At 69.6% G+C, this 13,216-nt stretch carries 14 protein-coding genes; 7 read left to right on the top strand and 7 right to left on the bottom strand.

What is annotated here, in order from left to right; translation table 11 throughout:
• Positions 1-2: 2 nt before the first annotated feature.
• The 3 genes from ASF45_RS06465 to ASF45_RS06475 all read right to left on the bottom strand — a co-directional run bounded on the left by ASF45_RS06465 (position 3) and on the right by ASF45_RS06475 (position 1,691).
• Positions 3-764, bottom strand: a complete 762-nt coding sequence (locus ASF45_RS06465) for a TSUP family transporter (protein ID WP_235580836.1) — start codon at positions 762-764, stop codon at positions 3-5.
• A complete protein-coding gene (locus ASF45_RS06470; protein WP_056659237.1) occupies positions 761-1,093 on the bottom strand; it encodes a 2Fe-2S iron-sulfur cluster-binding protein in 333 nt (110 codons plus the stop codon). The genes ASF45_RS06465 and ASF45_RS06470 overlap by 4 nt, the downstream gene beginning before the upstream one ends.
• Positions 1,094-1,376: 283 nt before the next feature.
• A complete protein-coding gene (locus ASF45_RS06475; RefSeq protein ID WP_056659239.1) occupies positions 1,377-1,691 on the bottom strand; it encodes a 2Fe-2S iron-sulfur cluster-binding protein in 315 nt (104 codons plus the stop codon).
• A 202-nt stretch (positions 1,692-1,893) separates the two neighbouring features.
• On the opposite strand from ASF45_RS06475, the gene ASF45_RS06480 reads away from it, so the two are divergent.
• Genes ASF45_RS06480 through ASF45_RS06505 form a run of 6 tightly spaced genes read left to right on the top strand, consistent with a single transcriptional unit; the run spans position 1,894 to position 7,855 of the window.
• The gene (locus tag ASF45_RS06480) at positions 1,894-2,622 is read left to right on the top strand and encodes a TenA family transcriptional regulator (RefSeq protein WP_056658930.1); all 729 of its coding nucleotides are present in this window, start codon (positions 1,894-1,896) and stop codon (positions 2,620-2,622) included.
• Positions 2,623-2,641: 19 nt separating this feature from the next.
• On the top strand, positions 2,642-4,099 hold the full coding sequence (locus ASF45_RS06485; protein ID WP_056658934.1) for an aldehyde dehydrogenase family protein: 1,458 nt from the start codon (positions 2,642-2,644) through the stop codon (positions 4,097-4,099).
• Between the two features lie 3 nt (positions 4,100-4,102).
• Positions 4,103-4,579, top strand: a complete 477-nt coding sequence (locus ASF45_RS06490; RefSeq protein ID WP_056658936.1) for a heme-binding protein — start codon at positions 4,103-4,105, stop codon at positions 4,577-4,579.
• Between the two features lie 17 nt (positions 4,580-4,596).
• Positions 4,597-5,598: a 2Fe-2S iron-sulfur cluster-binding protein gene (locus ASF45_RS06495; RefSeq protein ID WP_056658939.1), complete on the top strand. Its 1,002-nt coding sequence runs from the start codon at positions 4,597-4,599 to the stop codon at positions 5,596-5,598.
• Positions 5,598-6,377, top strand: coding sequence for an SDR family oxidoreductase (locus ASF45_RS06500; RefSeq protein WP_056659242.1), 780 nt, complete (start codon positions 5,598-5,600; stop codon positions 6,375-6,377). The genes ASF45_RS06495 and ASF45_RS06500 overlap by 1 nt, the downstream gene beginning before the upstream one ends.
• A 56-nt stretch (positions 6,378-6,433) precedes the next feature.
• A complete protein-coding gene (locus ASF45_RS06505; RefSeq protein ID WP_235580837.1) occupies positions 6,434-7,855 on the top strand; it encodes a gamma-glutamyltransferase family protein in 1,422 nt (473 codons plus the stop codon).
• 16 nt (positions 7,856-7,871) lie between these two features.
• On the opposite strand, the gene ASF45_RS06510 is transcribed toward ASF45_RS06505, so the two are convergent.
• Genes ASF45_RS06510 through ASF45_RS06525 form a run of 4 tightly spaced genes read right to left on the bottom strand, consistent with a single transcriptional unit; the run spans position 7,872 to position 11,166 of the window.
• A complete protein-coding gene (locus tag ASF45_RS06510) occupies positions 7,872-8,540 on the bottom strand; it encodes a cysteine hydrolase family protein (RefSeq protein WP_056658945.1) in 669 nt (222 codons plus the stop codon).
• Between the two features lie 11 nt (positions 8,541-8,551).
• Positions 8,552-9,394, bottom strand: coding sequence for an ABC transporter permease (locus ASF45_RS06515; RefSeq protein ID WP_156472880.1), 843 nt, complete (start codon positions 9,392-9,394; stop codon positions 8,552-8,554).
• Between the two features lie 30 nt (positions 9,395-9,424).
• Positions 9,425-10,261, bottom strand: a complete 837-nt coding sequence (locus ASF45_RS06520) for an ABC transporter ATP-binding protein (protein ID WP_156472876.1) — start codon at positions 10,259-10,261, stop codon at positions 9,425-9,427.
• On the bottom strand, positions 10,261-11,166 hold the full coding sequence (locus ASF45_RS06525) for an ABC transporter substrate-binding protein (protein WP_235580838.1): 906 nt from the start codon (positions 11,164-11,166) through the stop codon (positions 10,261-10,263). The genes ASF45_RS06520 and ASF45_RS06525 overlap by 1 nt, the downstream gene beginning before the upstream one ends.
• A 513-nt stretch (positions 11,167-11,679) precedes the next feature.
• Between ASF45_RS06525 and ASF45_RS06530 the strand changes: the two genes are divergently transcribed.
• Positions 11,680-13,212, top strand: coding sequence for a hypothetical protein (locus tag ASF45_RS06530; protein ID WP_056658952.1), 1,533 nt, complete (start codon positions 11,680-11,682; stop codon positions 13,210-13,212).
• Positions 13,213-13,216 lie beyond the last annotated feature (4 nt).

The following is a 13,216-nucleotide window of genomic DNA, read 5'->3' on the forward strand; positions in this document are numbered from 1 at the left end:
GCTCAATGGGGAAATGCGCGTTGCGCCAGGATGCCCAGCGCGCCGAACGCCGCCAGGCCCAGCAGCAGCGGGCGCGGCGAGCGGTGGTGCAGCAGCTGGCCGAGCCGGCCGGAGGCCGCGAAGCCGCCCAGCATCCAGGGCGCCAGCAGCAGGGCCAGCTGCAGTTCGCGCAGGCCCATGCGGCCCACCAGCGCCAGCGTGGCCATCGAGACGGCGGAGCCGGCGAAGAAGATGCAGCCCAGCGTCGCGCGCAGGCGGTCAGCCTGCAGATGCTGCATGGCGATGGCGAACGGGGGCGCGCCGGCCGAGGTGATGGTGCCCATGACACCGGAGGCCACGCCCGCGATCGCCACGTTGCGCGGGCTGGCTGCAACGCGCCAGCCGCGCAGGCTCAAGGCCACGGCGGCCAGGATCAGCAGCGCGAACAGCAGCGACAAGGTGTCGGCCGACAGCAGGGCCAGGCACAGGGCGGCGCCAGCCGTGCCGACCACGCGGCCGGCGAGCCCGGTGCCGGCCGCCTGCCAGTCGATCGCGCGCGCCTCGCGCAGCGCAGCCATCAGCGACAGCGGGCAAGCCAGCGCGATCAGCGGCCCCGGCACGAGCTCCGGGAACCACAGCGCGGCCAGCGGCGCGCAGAACATCGCAAAGCCCAGGCCGCCCACGCCCTGCAGGCAGGCACCGACGAGGACCATCAACGCCATGCCGGCGTAGTGGCCTGCCTCCAGGCCGGCCGGCCACCAGGCCAGGATGCCGGCCGCGCTCACCAGGACACCGCGATGTCGCCCAGCACGAAGGTCTGGCAGGCCATGCGGTAGCCCGCAGCCAGCTGCGCGTCGGAGAGGTGCTTGCGCTCTTTGGGTTTCACGGCATCCGTGTGCGCCAGCCCTTCCTCGATGCGGCACTTGCAGGTGCCGCACAGGCCGCCGCCGCACTTGAACGGAATGCCGCCCTTCTCGCGCAGCGACACGCGCAGCAGGTTGCTGTTCTGCGGCGCGCTGACCACCTTGCCGGCGCTCGGCACGAAGGTGATCTGCACGGTACCGGCCGCCGTCGCGGCTGGCACCAGCGCGCGGGGCCGCAGCTGCGTTTCCATGGTGCCGAAGCGGCACAGAGCCTGCAGCTCGGCGCGGGCCCCGGCCAGGTCGCCGAAACGCTCCAGGAACTTGGAAGGCACCATGTTCACGGTGGCCGGCTCGGTCTCGTCGACCACACGCACGCGGGTCGCCTCTTCGAGTACGGCGATCACGAACTGGGCGCGCACGCGGCCGCAGAACACATAGTCGTAGGCCTCGACGGGCCGCAGGCCGGGGCCCACCTCGGTGCGGAACTGGCCAGGCTTGCTTGTCAGGATCACATGGGTCGTCATGGCGCGGGTCTCAGGCGGTCGGGGCTGGTTCGGGGGCGTCCTGCGCCAACTCGATGTCGTGCTCCAGCCAGAGCTGGCAGGCCAGCCGGTAGCCGGCATCCACGCGCTCGCCGAGCTGCTTCTTCTCCTTCCAGTTCGGCGGGGGCAGGTGCTCACCCCCCCGCAGCACCCGGCAGGCGCACTTGGCGCACTTGCCCATGCCGCAGCCGTATTGCAAGTGGGGATAGGGGAACTGGCGGATGCCCGCGCGCACGACCAGATTGGTCCGCGGCTGGACCTCGTCACGGTAGGTCTGGCCTAGTTTGTGGAGAACGACGTTGGGCATGAAATCGGCTCTCGGCATACCGTTTAAAGAATTGGGGCGAACGCAAACGACAGAGATTCCATCGCCTCCAGGCCCCTCCAGAGAGGAATCCCCAGGGCATTCACCGATCTCTCCATTTTTTTGGCGTTGCGGGCAACTTGGTTTTCAGTATACTGTATTCTTCCGAGCACGGAAACACCCTTCAATCTGCAGGAGCTGCGCCATGACCGCCGAACTGATGAACCGCGACACTTTCCGCACCGCCCTCGAAGACGCCATCAAGGGCAAGAGCGCCAACAAGGCCCCCTTCAGCCAGGCCTGGGCCTCGGGCGACCTGAGCCGCGCCCACCTGGCGCGCTGGGCCGAGAACCACTACCACTACGTCGGCCCGTTCGCCGACTACCTGGCCTACATCTACGCCCGCACGCCGGACACCATGACCGAGGCCAAGGACTTCCTGCTGGCCAACATGTACGAGGAAGAGATCGGCGGCGACCGCCACACCGACCTGCTGGTGCGCTTCGCCGAAGCCTGCGGCACGACGCGCGAGCGCGTGGTCGACCCCGACAACATGTCGCCCACCACACGTGGCCTGCAGAGCTGGTGCTACGCCGTCGCCATGCGCGAAGACCCGGTGGTGGCCGTCGCCGGCCTGGTCGTGGGCCTGGAATCGCAGGTGCCCTCCATCTACCGCAAGCAGACGCCCACGCTGCGCGAGAAGTACGGCTTCACCGACGAAGAGGTCGAGTTCTTCGACCTGCACATCGTCTCCGACGAAATCCATGGCGAACGCGGCTACCAGATCGTGCTGGAGCATGCGAACACGGTGGAGCTGCAGCAGCGCTGCCTCAAGATCTGCGAAATCGGCGCCCAGATGCGCCTGCTGTACACGACGGCGCTCTACCACGACTACGTGGCCAACGACCTGCCCGCGCTGAAGCTGGCAGCCTGACGCGGGACCCGACGCCACCATGTCCGCCCCACCCGAAGAGTTCCTGAACCACATCCAGGGCGAATGGGTCCGCAGCCGCGCGGGCCGCACCTTCGACAGCCTCAACCCGCACGACACGCGCGAGACCGTGGGCCGCTTCCAGGCCTCGGGCCCGGCCGATGCCGAGGCGGCCGTCGCGGCGGCATCGGCCGCGTTCGAGGCCTGGCGCGCCACGCCGATCGGCAAGCGCGCCAAGATCCTGCAGGACGCGGCCAGCTACCTCGAAACCCATGCCGCACGCTTTGCCGAGGAGCTCACGCGCGAAGAGGGCAAGTCGGTCGCGCTGGCCCGGGACGAGTTCATGCGCTCGGCGCAGACGCTGCGCTTCTACGCCGTGGAGGGCCAGACCCTGGGTGGCGAGACCTACCCGCAGGACGACCCGCTGATGACCGTCTACAGCCAGCGCGAGCCGCTGGGCGTGGTGACGGTGATCGCACCATGGAACTTCCCGGTGTCGATCCCGGCGCGCAAGATCGCGCCGGCGCTGATCACGGGCAACACCGTGGTGTTCAAGCCCTCGTCGGACGCACCGCTGTCGGGCCTGCGCCTGGCCGAAGCCCTGGTGCAGGCCGGCCTGCCCAAGGGCGTGCTGAACTTCATCACCGGACGCGCCGGCGATGTCGGGCCGGTGATCACCACGTCCGAGGCCGTGCGGGCGATCTCGTTCACGGGCTCCACCGCCGCGGGCGAGGCCATCCACCGCACCGTGCACCTGACGACGCGGCTGCAGATGGAGCTGGGCGGCAAGAACCCGCTGATCGTGATGGACGATGCCGACCTCGACCAGGCCGTGGACCTGGCCGTCAAGGGCGGCTTCTCGCTGTCGGGCCAGGCCTGCACGGGCACCAGCCGTGTGATCGTGCTGAAGTCCGTCAAGTCCGAGTTCACGCGTCGCCTGGTCGAGCGCGTGACGCAGCTGAAGATCGGCAGCGGCCTCACGCCCGGCATGGACCTGGGCCCGCTGGCCACGGCCAAGCAGCTGGAGACCGTGCTGTCCTACCTGGCCATCGGCCGGCAGGAGGCCCGGCTGCTGTGCGGCGGCGAGCGGCTCACGGCCGAGCCCTATGCGCACGGCTACTACGTGTCGCCCGCCGTGTTCGACGAGGTGGCGCCCGAGGCGCGCATCGCGCGCGAGGAGATCTTCGGCCCCGTGATCGCGGTGCTGGAGGCCGACGGCTACGCCGACGCCATCGCCAAGGCCAACGACACGCGCTACGGACTGTCCGCCGCCATCGCCACGCGCAACCCGCGCGTGATGCACGACTTCGCGCACCAGATCCAGGCCGGCACCGTGAAGATCAACCGCACGACCACCGGCAACCTGGTCAACGCGCCGTTCGGCGGCATCAAGCTGTCCAGCACCTCCACGTTCCGCGAGTCGGGCCGGGCCGGGCTGGAGTTCTTCACCCAGATCAAGACCATCTACCGAGGCGTCTGAAGCATGAAACCATCCCTGAAGATCGAACGCGCCGAAGCCCGCCTGATGGCCGATGCGGCACTGAAGAAAGCGCGAGAGATCGGCGTGGCCGAGACCGTCTGCATCGCCGACGACGGCGGCTTTCCGCTGCTGCTCGAGCGCATGGACGGCGCCCGCATCACCGGCCCGCAGATCGCCTGGAACAAGGCTTTCACGGCGGCCGGCCACAAGCGCTCCACGCATTTGTTCACCACGCCCCCGAACGGCCCGGCGCTGCCCGGCAACGAGGCCTTCGGCATCCAGCTCAGCTTCGAGGGCCGTTTCGCGGCCTTCGTCGGCGGCTATCCCATCGTGGTGAACGGCGAGGTGGTGGGTGGCGTCGGCCTGTCCGGTGGCAACGGCGAGCAGGACACGGCCTGCGGCGTGGCCGCGCTGCAGGCGCTGGCCGAGCACCTGGCCGGCCAGCACGAGGTGCTGGTCGCGGCCGACATCAAGAAGTAAGCCGCACGGAGAGCGCCATGGAACACCGCGTGCACTGGCTGGAGGGCGACACGACATTCGCCGTGGCGAGCGGCGAGACCGTGCTGGACGCCGCGCTGCGCCAGCAGGTCGCCCTGCCGCATGACTGCCGCTTCGGCGGCTGCGGCACGTGCCGCGTGAAGCTGGTCGAAGGCCGCGTGCACTACGAGGAGCAGCCGTTCGCCCTCGGCGACGAGGACGTGGCGCGCGGCGAGGCCATCGCCTGCCAGGCACGGCCCTGCAGCGACCTGGTGCTGAGCGTGGCGCCGCCGCTGCGGTGCTCGCCCCCCACGCGCGCGCGTGCCGTGGTGAAGGACGTGGCGGCGCTCGCGCACGATGTGATGCACCTGCAGCTCAGCCTGCCGGACGAGCCCCGGCTCGTCTACCAGGCGGGCCAGTACATGAACGTGCTGCTGGGCGACGACCGGCACCGCAGCTTCTCGATGGCCTCCAAGCCCGGCAGCGGCCTGGTGGACTTCCATGTGCGCCGCATCGCGGGCGGACGCTTCACCGACCGTGCGCTGGCCGCGCTGCGCCCCGGCGACGTGCTCGACGTAGAGGTGCCGCTGGGCCAGTTCCGCTACCACCGCGAGGACGAGCGGCCGATCGCCATGCTGGCCACCGGCACCGGCCTGGCACCGCTGAAGGCCATGCTGGAAGCGCTGATGGACGACGCGGACTGCCCGCCCGTGAGCCTGTACTGGGGCATGCGCGACCAGGGCGGGCTGTACCTGCACGACCGCATCCCGGCCTGGGCCGAGCGCCTGTACGACTTCCGCTACGTGCCGGTGCTGTCGCGCCCCGGCGCCGGCTGGAGCGGGCGCACCGGCTACGTGCACCAGGCCCTGCTGGAAGACCAGCCCGATCTGTCCGAGCACGCGGTCTACCTGTGCGGTTCGCCGAACATGGTGGCCGACGCGCGCAGCGCGGCCATCGCGCACGGCGCCGACCCGCAGTACGTGTACGCCGACGCCTTCACCTTCCAGGAGCCCACCCGATGATGGATCTCGGCATCGCTGGCCGCACGGCCCTGGTGTTCGGCGGTAGCAAGGGCATGGGCCGCGCCTGCGCGCTGCACCTGGCACGTGCCGGCGCGCAGGTCTGCATCGCCGCACGCACCGAAGCCACCCTGGCCCAGGCCGCGGACGAACTCGGCGCCGCGACCTCGGCACCGGTGCGCTGGGTCGTGGCCGACATCACCACAGCGGCCGGCCGCGATGCCGCGCTGGCCGCCTGCCCCGACCCGGACATCCTGGTCAACAACGCCGACGGCCGCCCGCCCGGCGATTTCCGCGACTGGTCACCGGCCGACTGGCATGCGGCGCTGGACGCGATGATGATCGGCCCGATCGAGATGATCCGCCGCACGGTGGACCCCATGATCGCGCGCCGCTTCGGCCGCATCGTCAACATCGTCGCGCGCAGCGTGAAGTCGCCGCAGGCCGAGCTGGGCCTGTCCAACGGCGCCCGCTCGGGGCTGGTGGGCTTCGTCTCCGGCCTGTCGCGCCAGACCGTGCGCCACAACGTGACGATCAACAACCTGCTACCCGGCGCCTTCGCGACCGATGCGCAGCGCCACCACGTGCGCAAGATGGCCGAGCAGTCGGGCCGGCCGTTCGCATCGATCTGGCGGGAACGCGAGGCGGCCACGCCCGCCGCCCGCTTCGGCGAGCCCGACGAGATCGGCGCGCTGTGCGCCTTCGTCGCCTCGCAGTACGCGGGCTACATGACGGGGCAGAGCCTGCTGGTGGACGGCGGCTCCTACCCGGGCACGTTCTAGCCATGGCGGACATGGCTCCCCTGGCGTCCGCAGCCGGCGTAGCGGGCGCCGAATGCATGGTGGCCACTGGCCACCCCCTGGCCTCCCAGGCGGCGCTGCGCATGCTGCGTGCCGGCGGCAGCGCGGTCGACGCCGCCATCGCGGCCGATGCCGTGCTGGGGGTGGTCGAGCCCATGGCCACCGGCATCGGCGGCGACATGCTGGCCATGGTGGTGCAGGCCGACGGCACGCCGGTCTCCTACAACGGCACCGGCCGGGCGCCCGCCGGCCTGGATGCGGCGCTGGTCTCGGCCCTGCCCGGCGCACGCATCCCCGAACGCCACCCCTACACGGTCACCGTGCCGGGGGCGGTGCGCGGCTGGCACGACATGCACCACCGCTTCGGACGCCTGCCCTGGCCGGCGCTGTTCCAGCCGGCCATCGCCGCCGCCCGCGACGGCTTCGCCGTGGCGCCGGTCTGCGCGCGCGAATGGGCGCTGTTCGCCAGGGTGCTGCTGCGCGACGCCGCCAGCAGCACGCTGTACCGGGCCAACGCGCCGCCGCGCGCCGGAGAGCGCTTCGCCAATCCCGCGCTTGCAGGCGTGCTGCAAGCGATCGCTGCCGAAGGCCCCGACAGCTTCTACCTGGGAGTGCCGGCCCGCGCGGCGGCGGCCCAGGTCCAGGCACTGGGCGGCGTGCTGGCCGCGGAAGACTTCGCGGCCCACACCGGCGATTTCCGCACACCCGCCAGCACGCAGTTCCAGGGCCTCACGGTGCTGGAATGCCCGCCCAACACCCATGGTGTGGCGGTGCTGCGCGCATTGGACACGCTGGCCCGGCAGGACTTGAGCCCGCAGGACCCGCACACCACGGTGCGTGCCGTGCAGGCCATGGACGAGGCCATGCAGTGGGCGCAGCAGACCGTGGCCGACCCGGCCGGCAACACGGTCTGCACGGCCATCGTCGACCGGGACGGGCTGGGGGTGTCCCTGATGACCAGCGTGTTCAAGCGGTTCGGCTCCGGCATCGCGGCGCCGGGCTGCGGCTTCGTGCTGCAGAACCGGGGCTTCGGCTTCTCCGCACCCGGCCACATCAACGGGCCCGCGCCGCGCAAGCGGCCTTACCACACCGTGGTACCGGGCGCTGCGCTGCGCGAGGGGCGCCTGCACGCGGTGTTCGGCGTCGTCGGCGGCGCGATGCAGCCGCAGGGCCAGCTGCAACTGCTGCTGCGGCTGGCGGCCTGGGGCGAGCCGCTGCAGGCCGCGCTGGACGCGCCGCGGTGGCGGCTGGAATCTGCAGGCGCGCTGGCCATCGAAGCCGGCACGCCCCCACCCGTCGAACAGGCCCTGCGCGCGGCAGGCTATGCAGACCCGGCCGGCATGGGCGAGCTCGGCGGACGCTCCGACTTCGGCGGCGCCCAATGGATCACGCGCCAGCCCGATGGCCTGCTGTGCGGCGCATCGGACCGCCGCAAGGACGGCGTCGCGGCGGGTTGGTAGGCGCCCGCGCCGGCGGCTAGGCCTGCAGCCGCTCGATCACCTCGTCGCTCTCCAGCACATCGCCGAAGAACAGCATCCAGTTGTTCAGACAGGCGATGTGTTCCGCGTGCGTCACGGCGGACAGCGTGTCCGGCACCATCACGGTGGCGTAGTCCATCATCATCGCGTCGCGCGCGGTGGACTCGCAGCAGGCATTGGTGACCGTGCCACCGATCAGCACGTGCGTGATGCCATGCGCCGTGAGCACGGCGTCCAGCGCGGACGAACCGGGCGCCAGCGCGCTGTAGCACCGCTTGACCACCCGCGGGTCCTGCGCTTCGGCCTGCAGGCCAGGTGCCAGCTCGAAGCCCGCATGGCTGCGGCTGAGCTCCACCAGCCGGCGCGCGCTGCGCTCGGGCGTCAGCATCTTGGCGTGGTGGTGCGACCAGAACTGGTCGGCACCATCGGCGCAGGTCTGGATCCAGACGACCAGCCCACCGGCAGCGCGGACGGCCTGCGCCAGCCGGTTCACCGCGCCGAAGGTGGCGCGGGCCGGCGCGTTCTCGCCCTGGTAGCCGGGCTGGGTGAAGTAGTTCTGCAGGTCGACCACGACGAACGCGGTCCGGCGCGCCGGCAGGCGCTCGTGGGGGTGCAGGCAACCCTGGCGGGCCAGCACCCGGTCGACCACCCATTGCGGAAATTCCATCTGCAGCTCCTTCAGCCGTAGCGTTTGGCCACCACGGCTTCGAGCCGCGCAATGGCCAGGTACATGAGCCCGGACAGCACGGCCAGCACCACGATGGCGGTCATGACGATGTTGAGCTTGAAGATCTGGCTGCCGTTCACGATGAGAAAGCCCAGGCCCGCGTTGGCCGACTGGAACTCGCCGACGATCACGCCCACCAGGGCCAGGCCGATGTTCATCTTCAGCGCCGCGATCAAGGTGGGCACGCTGCCGGGCAGCACCACCAGGCGCAACACCTGCGCGCGGTTCGCGCCCAGCGTCTGCGCCAGCTTGATCTTGTTCGGGTCGATGGACTGGAAGCCGTCGTAGACCACCATGATGGTGACGAACACCGCGATGGCCACCGCCATGCCGTAGACCGAGTAGTCCGATCCCAGCCACAGGTAAAAGATCGGCACGAAGGCGATCTTGGGCATGGCATTGGCCACGACCAGGAAGGGGTCGAGCACCTTGTAGGCAAAGCCCGACCACCACAGACCCGCCGCCACGGCGGTGCCGATGAGCATGCTCAGGCCGAAGCCGACCAGCGTGGCGGCCAGCGTGGTCCAGGTGTGCATGGCGAGGTTGCCGTTGCGCAGCAGGTCGAGGAAGGTGGGCCACAGCGCGCTCGGGTAGCTCGTGAGCATGGGATTCACGATCTGCGCGCGGGCCAGGTACTCCCACAGCGCCAGGCTGGCCAGCAGCAGCGCGGCGCGGGCCAGCACGATCCAGTGCCGGCGCCGCTGTTCGCGCGCCAGCCACGCGCGGTACTCGGGACTGGGGGGCTTGGCACTGGACGGGGTCTTTGCGGCGGATGGGGCGAGCGGCGCCGCGATGCCGCTGTGCGTGGTGCTTGTCATGATGGATCAGCCTTCGACATGGACATCCAGTTCATCCCACAGGGTCCTGAAGTAACGGTTGAACTCCGGCAGGCCGCGCACCGCGAACGGGCCGGGCCGGCTGCTTTCGTGGCCGGCAAAGCGCATCAGGTGCTGCGACTTGATGCGGCCGGGCCGACGCGACAACACCACCACGCGGTCGGTCATGGCGATGGCCTCGCCGATGTCGTGCGTGACCAGCACCACGGACTTGCCCTCGCTGCGCAGCACCTCGACGACCTCGTCGGCGATCGCCAGCCGGGTCTGCGAGTCGAGCGCGGAGAACGGCTCGTCCAGCAGCACCACGTCCGGGTTGGTGACCAGCGTGCGCGCCAATGCCACGCGCTGGCGCATGCCGCCCGACAGCTGGCGCGGGTAGTGGTGCAGGAAGTCGCCCATGCCGCACTTGTGCAGCAGGTGCGCAGCGCGCTCGCGCGCCTGGCGCAGGTCCAGGCCCTGGATCTCGGCACCGAGCACGGCGTTGTCCACGATGGTGCGCCACTCGTACAGGTAGTCCTGCTGCAGCATGTAGCCGATGCGCGGCGACGGGCCGGTCACGGGCTTGCCGTCGACGTGCACCGTGCCCGACGACGCAGGCAGAATGCCCGCGATGATGGACAGCAGCGTGCTCTTGCCACAGCCGGACTGGCCGATCAGGCTCACGAATTCACCGGCTGCGACATCCAGCGAGATGCGCTCCAGCGCCTGGGTCTCGCCCGCGTGGGTGAAGTAGCGCAGCGACACGTCACGCACCTCGATGCGCGAGGGTTTCAGCACAGGGGCCGACACGGTGCCGGCGCGGGGGCGTTCGAGGACTTCGCTCATCACTTGGCCTTCGCGGCGAACTCGGTCACGACGAACTGCTCGTACGGCACGCGCTTGGCGGACTCCAGCACGCCGCTGGCCACCAGCATGTCCTGCAGTGCATCCATGGCGGCCTTCTCGACCACCGGGTTGGTCTTCCACAGCCCGATGCCGCGGTAGCGTTCGATGGCGGCCACCAGTTCGGCCTGGCCCATGCCGGGGAAGAACTCGGCGATCTGCCGGGCCAGATCGGCCGCGGGTGCGCCGGCGACGTGCCTTTGCGCGCGCACGATCACGTTCGCCCAGGTCTGTGCGATGGCCGGGCTCTTCTTGAGGAAGGCGTCGGTCGCCGTGAACACGGTGTAGTCGACCGGCCCGACTTCGCGGCCGATGGACGCCACGGCATAGGCTTGGCCGGCCTTTTCGAGCGCGGTCGCCTCGGGTTCGAGAAAGATTGCGAAGTCGGCCTGACCGGCCGCCCAGGCACCGGCGCGCGCGGCCGGCCCGATGTTGTTGACCAGCTTCAGGTCCTTCTTCGGGTCCAGGCCTTTCTTGCGCAGAGCCGCCTCCAGGAACACGTCGGGATTGGACCCGGGCCTGAACGCCATGACGGTCTTGCCCTTGAGCTGGTTCCAGTCGAACTTCTCGATCTTGCTGCGCGACATCAACAGGAAGCCATCGGTGGCCGTCAGGCCCGCGAAGATCCGGGGCTTGACCGGTGACTCGCTGTTGGCCACGTAGACCGAGGCCTCGGGTCCGATCAGCACGACATCTGCGCTGCCGGTCAACAGCGCTGCCATGTCCTTGTCCGTGCCCTGGGAGGTCTTCATGCCGACGTCCAGGCCGGCCTCCTTGAAGAAGCCCTGGCTCAGCGCGACGTACATGGGCACGTACAGCACCGAGCGCACGACTTCTTCATAGCGCACCTTGACCGGTGCCGCAGTCTGCGCCCACCCAGGCAGGGCAAGACCCGCACCAGCCAAGGCGGGCACAGCCCTCAGGACACGACGGCGAGAAAGGAGCGGAGGGCGGGGCATCGGGGATCTCCTGGAAAAGCGGTTGAATGGCAAGAAAACATACAGTATGCAATTCGCATACCCGATCCGCCGCCGGCACGGCGAGACGGGCGCGCGAACGGCACCAGCCTGGGGAAACCGCTCGCAGATTAATTGGGATACTGTATTCCTACACCTGGGAGTTACCCAGGCTTTTGGACTGGCAATCTCAGCCAACGCAGGAGAAACGCCTCGCCCAGACCCCGTTTTGGAGCACGCAGCGCACCAAAACCATGCAATCCAAGGACAGGCGACCGCATCAGCAGCCGTTCATCCGGATTCAAGGGCTGTTCTACGGGTTCGCCCCAGGTACGCAACTTGCGTCATGCATCACTCTTGGAATACTGTATTCCAATACCCCGCGTGCTATTTGAAGGAGTGCCCATGAGTCCTGTTGCCCCCGTAGAAGCCGCCCATTGGGTGTACCTGGCCGGCGTCGCCGTCATCGTTCTCACGATGATCCTGCGTGCCAATGTGGTCGTCCCGTCCATCGTCGCCACGTTCTGCGTGGCGCTGGCGTGGACGGGAAGCCCGATCTCGGCACTCGGCAGCATCTTCAACGCGAGCTTCGTGGCCGCGAAGGAGTTGTTCAACATCTTCCTGGTGATCGCGCTCATGACCGCGCTGCTCAACGCACTCAAGACGCTGCAGTCGGACATCCGCATGGTCGAGCCGTTTCGCGCCGTCATGAAGAACGGCCACACGGCCTACTTCGTGCTGGCCGGCATCACCTACGCGATCTCGCTGTTCTTCTGGCCCACGCCGGCCGTGCCGCTGGTCTCGGCCGTGCTGCTGCCGGCCGCCATCGCCGCCGGCCTGCCGCCGCTGGCCGGCGCCGTGGCCATCGCCATCGCAGGGCAGGGCATGGCGTTGTCGTCGGACTACGTGATCGGCGTGGCGCCCGGCATCAGTGCCAAGGCCGCCGGTGCCGTGGCCTCGGTGGTGGCCGACCGCGCGCTGGTGCTGTCGCTCATCACGGGCAGCGTGGCGCTGCTGATCGGCTACTTCTCGCTGCGCGGCCAGATCGTGCCGGCGAGCAACGCCTTGCTCGCGCGTTGGCAAGCCCAGTCGTCCAGCAACACGCCCGCCGTCGAATCGGCCGGCACCTTCGACAAGGCAGAGCTCGCGCGCGGTACCAGCCGCGACGCGCCTTTGCTGAGCGCCGCACAGATCAGTTCCGCGCTGGGCGCAGACGCAGGCCGCGTGATGTGGTCCAAGGTGTTCGCCGTCGTGACGCCGCTGGCCTTCATGGCCGTGATCACCGCCATGGTGCTGCCCAAGGTCATGACCTCCATGCCCGACCTCAAGGGCGGGGCCGCCGCCACGCTGGTGGGCGGCATGGCGGCCATGCTCATGATGCTGGCCACGCTGGCGGCCGAAGGCCCGCGCAGGATGCTGGACACCAGCGCCGAGCACATCACCGATGGCTTCGTGTTCGCCTTCAAGGCCATGGGCTCGGTGCTGCCCATCGCGGGCTTCTTCTTCATCGGAGCGGGCGAGACCTCGGGCGCCATCCTGGGCGTGGCCGATGGCGTGAAGCCGCCGCACCTGTTGTTCGAGCTGATCCAGAGCGCGCAGCACCTGATCCCCAAGAGCCACGCCTTCGTTGCGTTCGGCGTGCTTCTCGTGGGCATGATCACTGGCATCGACGGCTCGGGCTTCGCGGGCCTGCCGCTGACGGGCACCCTGTCCGGCGCACTGGCGCCTGCCGCCGGCATGCAGGCCGAGACGCTGGCTGCCGTCGGCCAGATGGGAGCCGTCTGGACCGGCGGCGGCACGCTGATCGCGTGGTCGTCCTTGATCGCGGTGGCCGGCTTTGCGCGGGTGCCGGTGCTCGATGCCGTGCGCGCGTTGCTGATTCCGGTCCTCTCGGGCCTGGTGGTTGCCACCATTTGCGCGGTGCTGCTCTGGAGCTGAGCAC

It is taken from the genome of Pseudorhodoferax sp. Leaf265, from assembly GCF_001422365.1.
Classification (GTDB): domain Bacteria; phylum Pseudomonadota; class Gammaproteobacteria; order Burkholderiales; family Burkholderiaceae_C; genus Pseudorhodoferax.

Coding starts and splice junctions, on each gene's coding strand:
- ASF45_RS06470 (WP_056659237.1), bottom strand. CDS start 1,093: ATGGAAACGCAGCTGCGGCCCCGCGCGCTGGTGCCAGCCGCGACGGCG.
- ASF45_RS06475 (WP_056659239.1), bottom strand. CDS start 1,691: ATGCCCAACGTCGTTCTCCACAAACTAGGCCAGACCTACCGTGACGAG.
- ASF45_RS06510 (WP_056658945.1), bottom strand. CDS start 8,540: ATGGAATTTCCGCAATGGGTGGTCGACCGGGTGCTGGCCCGCCAGGGT.
- ASF45_RS06530 (WP_056658952.1), top strand. CDS start 11,680: ATGAGTCCTGTTGCCCCCGTAGAAGCCGCCCATTGGGTGTACCTGGCC.
- ASF45_RS06520 (WP_156472876.1), bottom strand. CDS start 10,261: ATGAGCGAAGTCCTCGAACGCCCCCGCGCCGGCACCGTGTCGGCCCCT.
- ASF45_RS06495 (WP_056658939.1), top strand. CDS start 4,597: ATGGAACACCGCGTGCACTGGCTGGAGGGCGACACGACATTCGCCGTG.
- ASF45_RS06485 (WP_056658934.1), top strand. CDS start 2,642: ATGTCCGCCCCACCCGAAGAGTTCCTGAACCACATCCAGGGCGAATGG.
- ASF45_RS06490 (WP_056658936.1), top strand. CDS start 4,103: ATGAAACCATCCCTGAAGATCGAACGCGCCGAAGCCCGCCTGATGGCC.
- ASF45_RS06505 (WP_235580837.1), top strand. CDS start 6,434: ATGGTGGCCACTGGCCACCCCCTGGCCTCCCAGGCGGCGCTGCGCATG.
- ASF45_RS06500 (WP_056659242.1), top strand. CDS start 5,598: ATGGATCTCGGCATCGCTGGCCGCACGGCCCTGGTGTTCGGCGGTAGC.
- ASF45_RS06480 (WP_056658930.1), top strand. CDS start 1,894: ATGACCGCCGAACTGATGAACCGCGACACTTTCCGCACCGCCCTCGAA.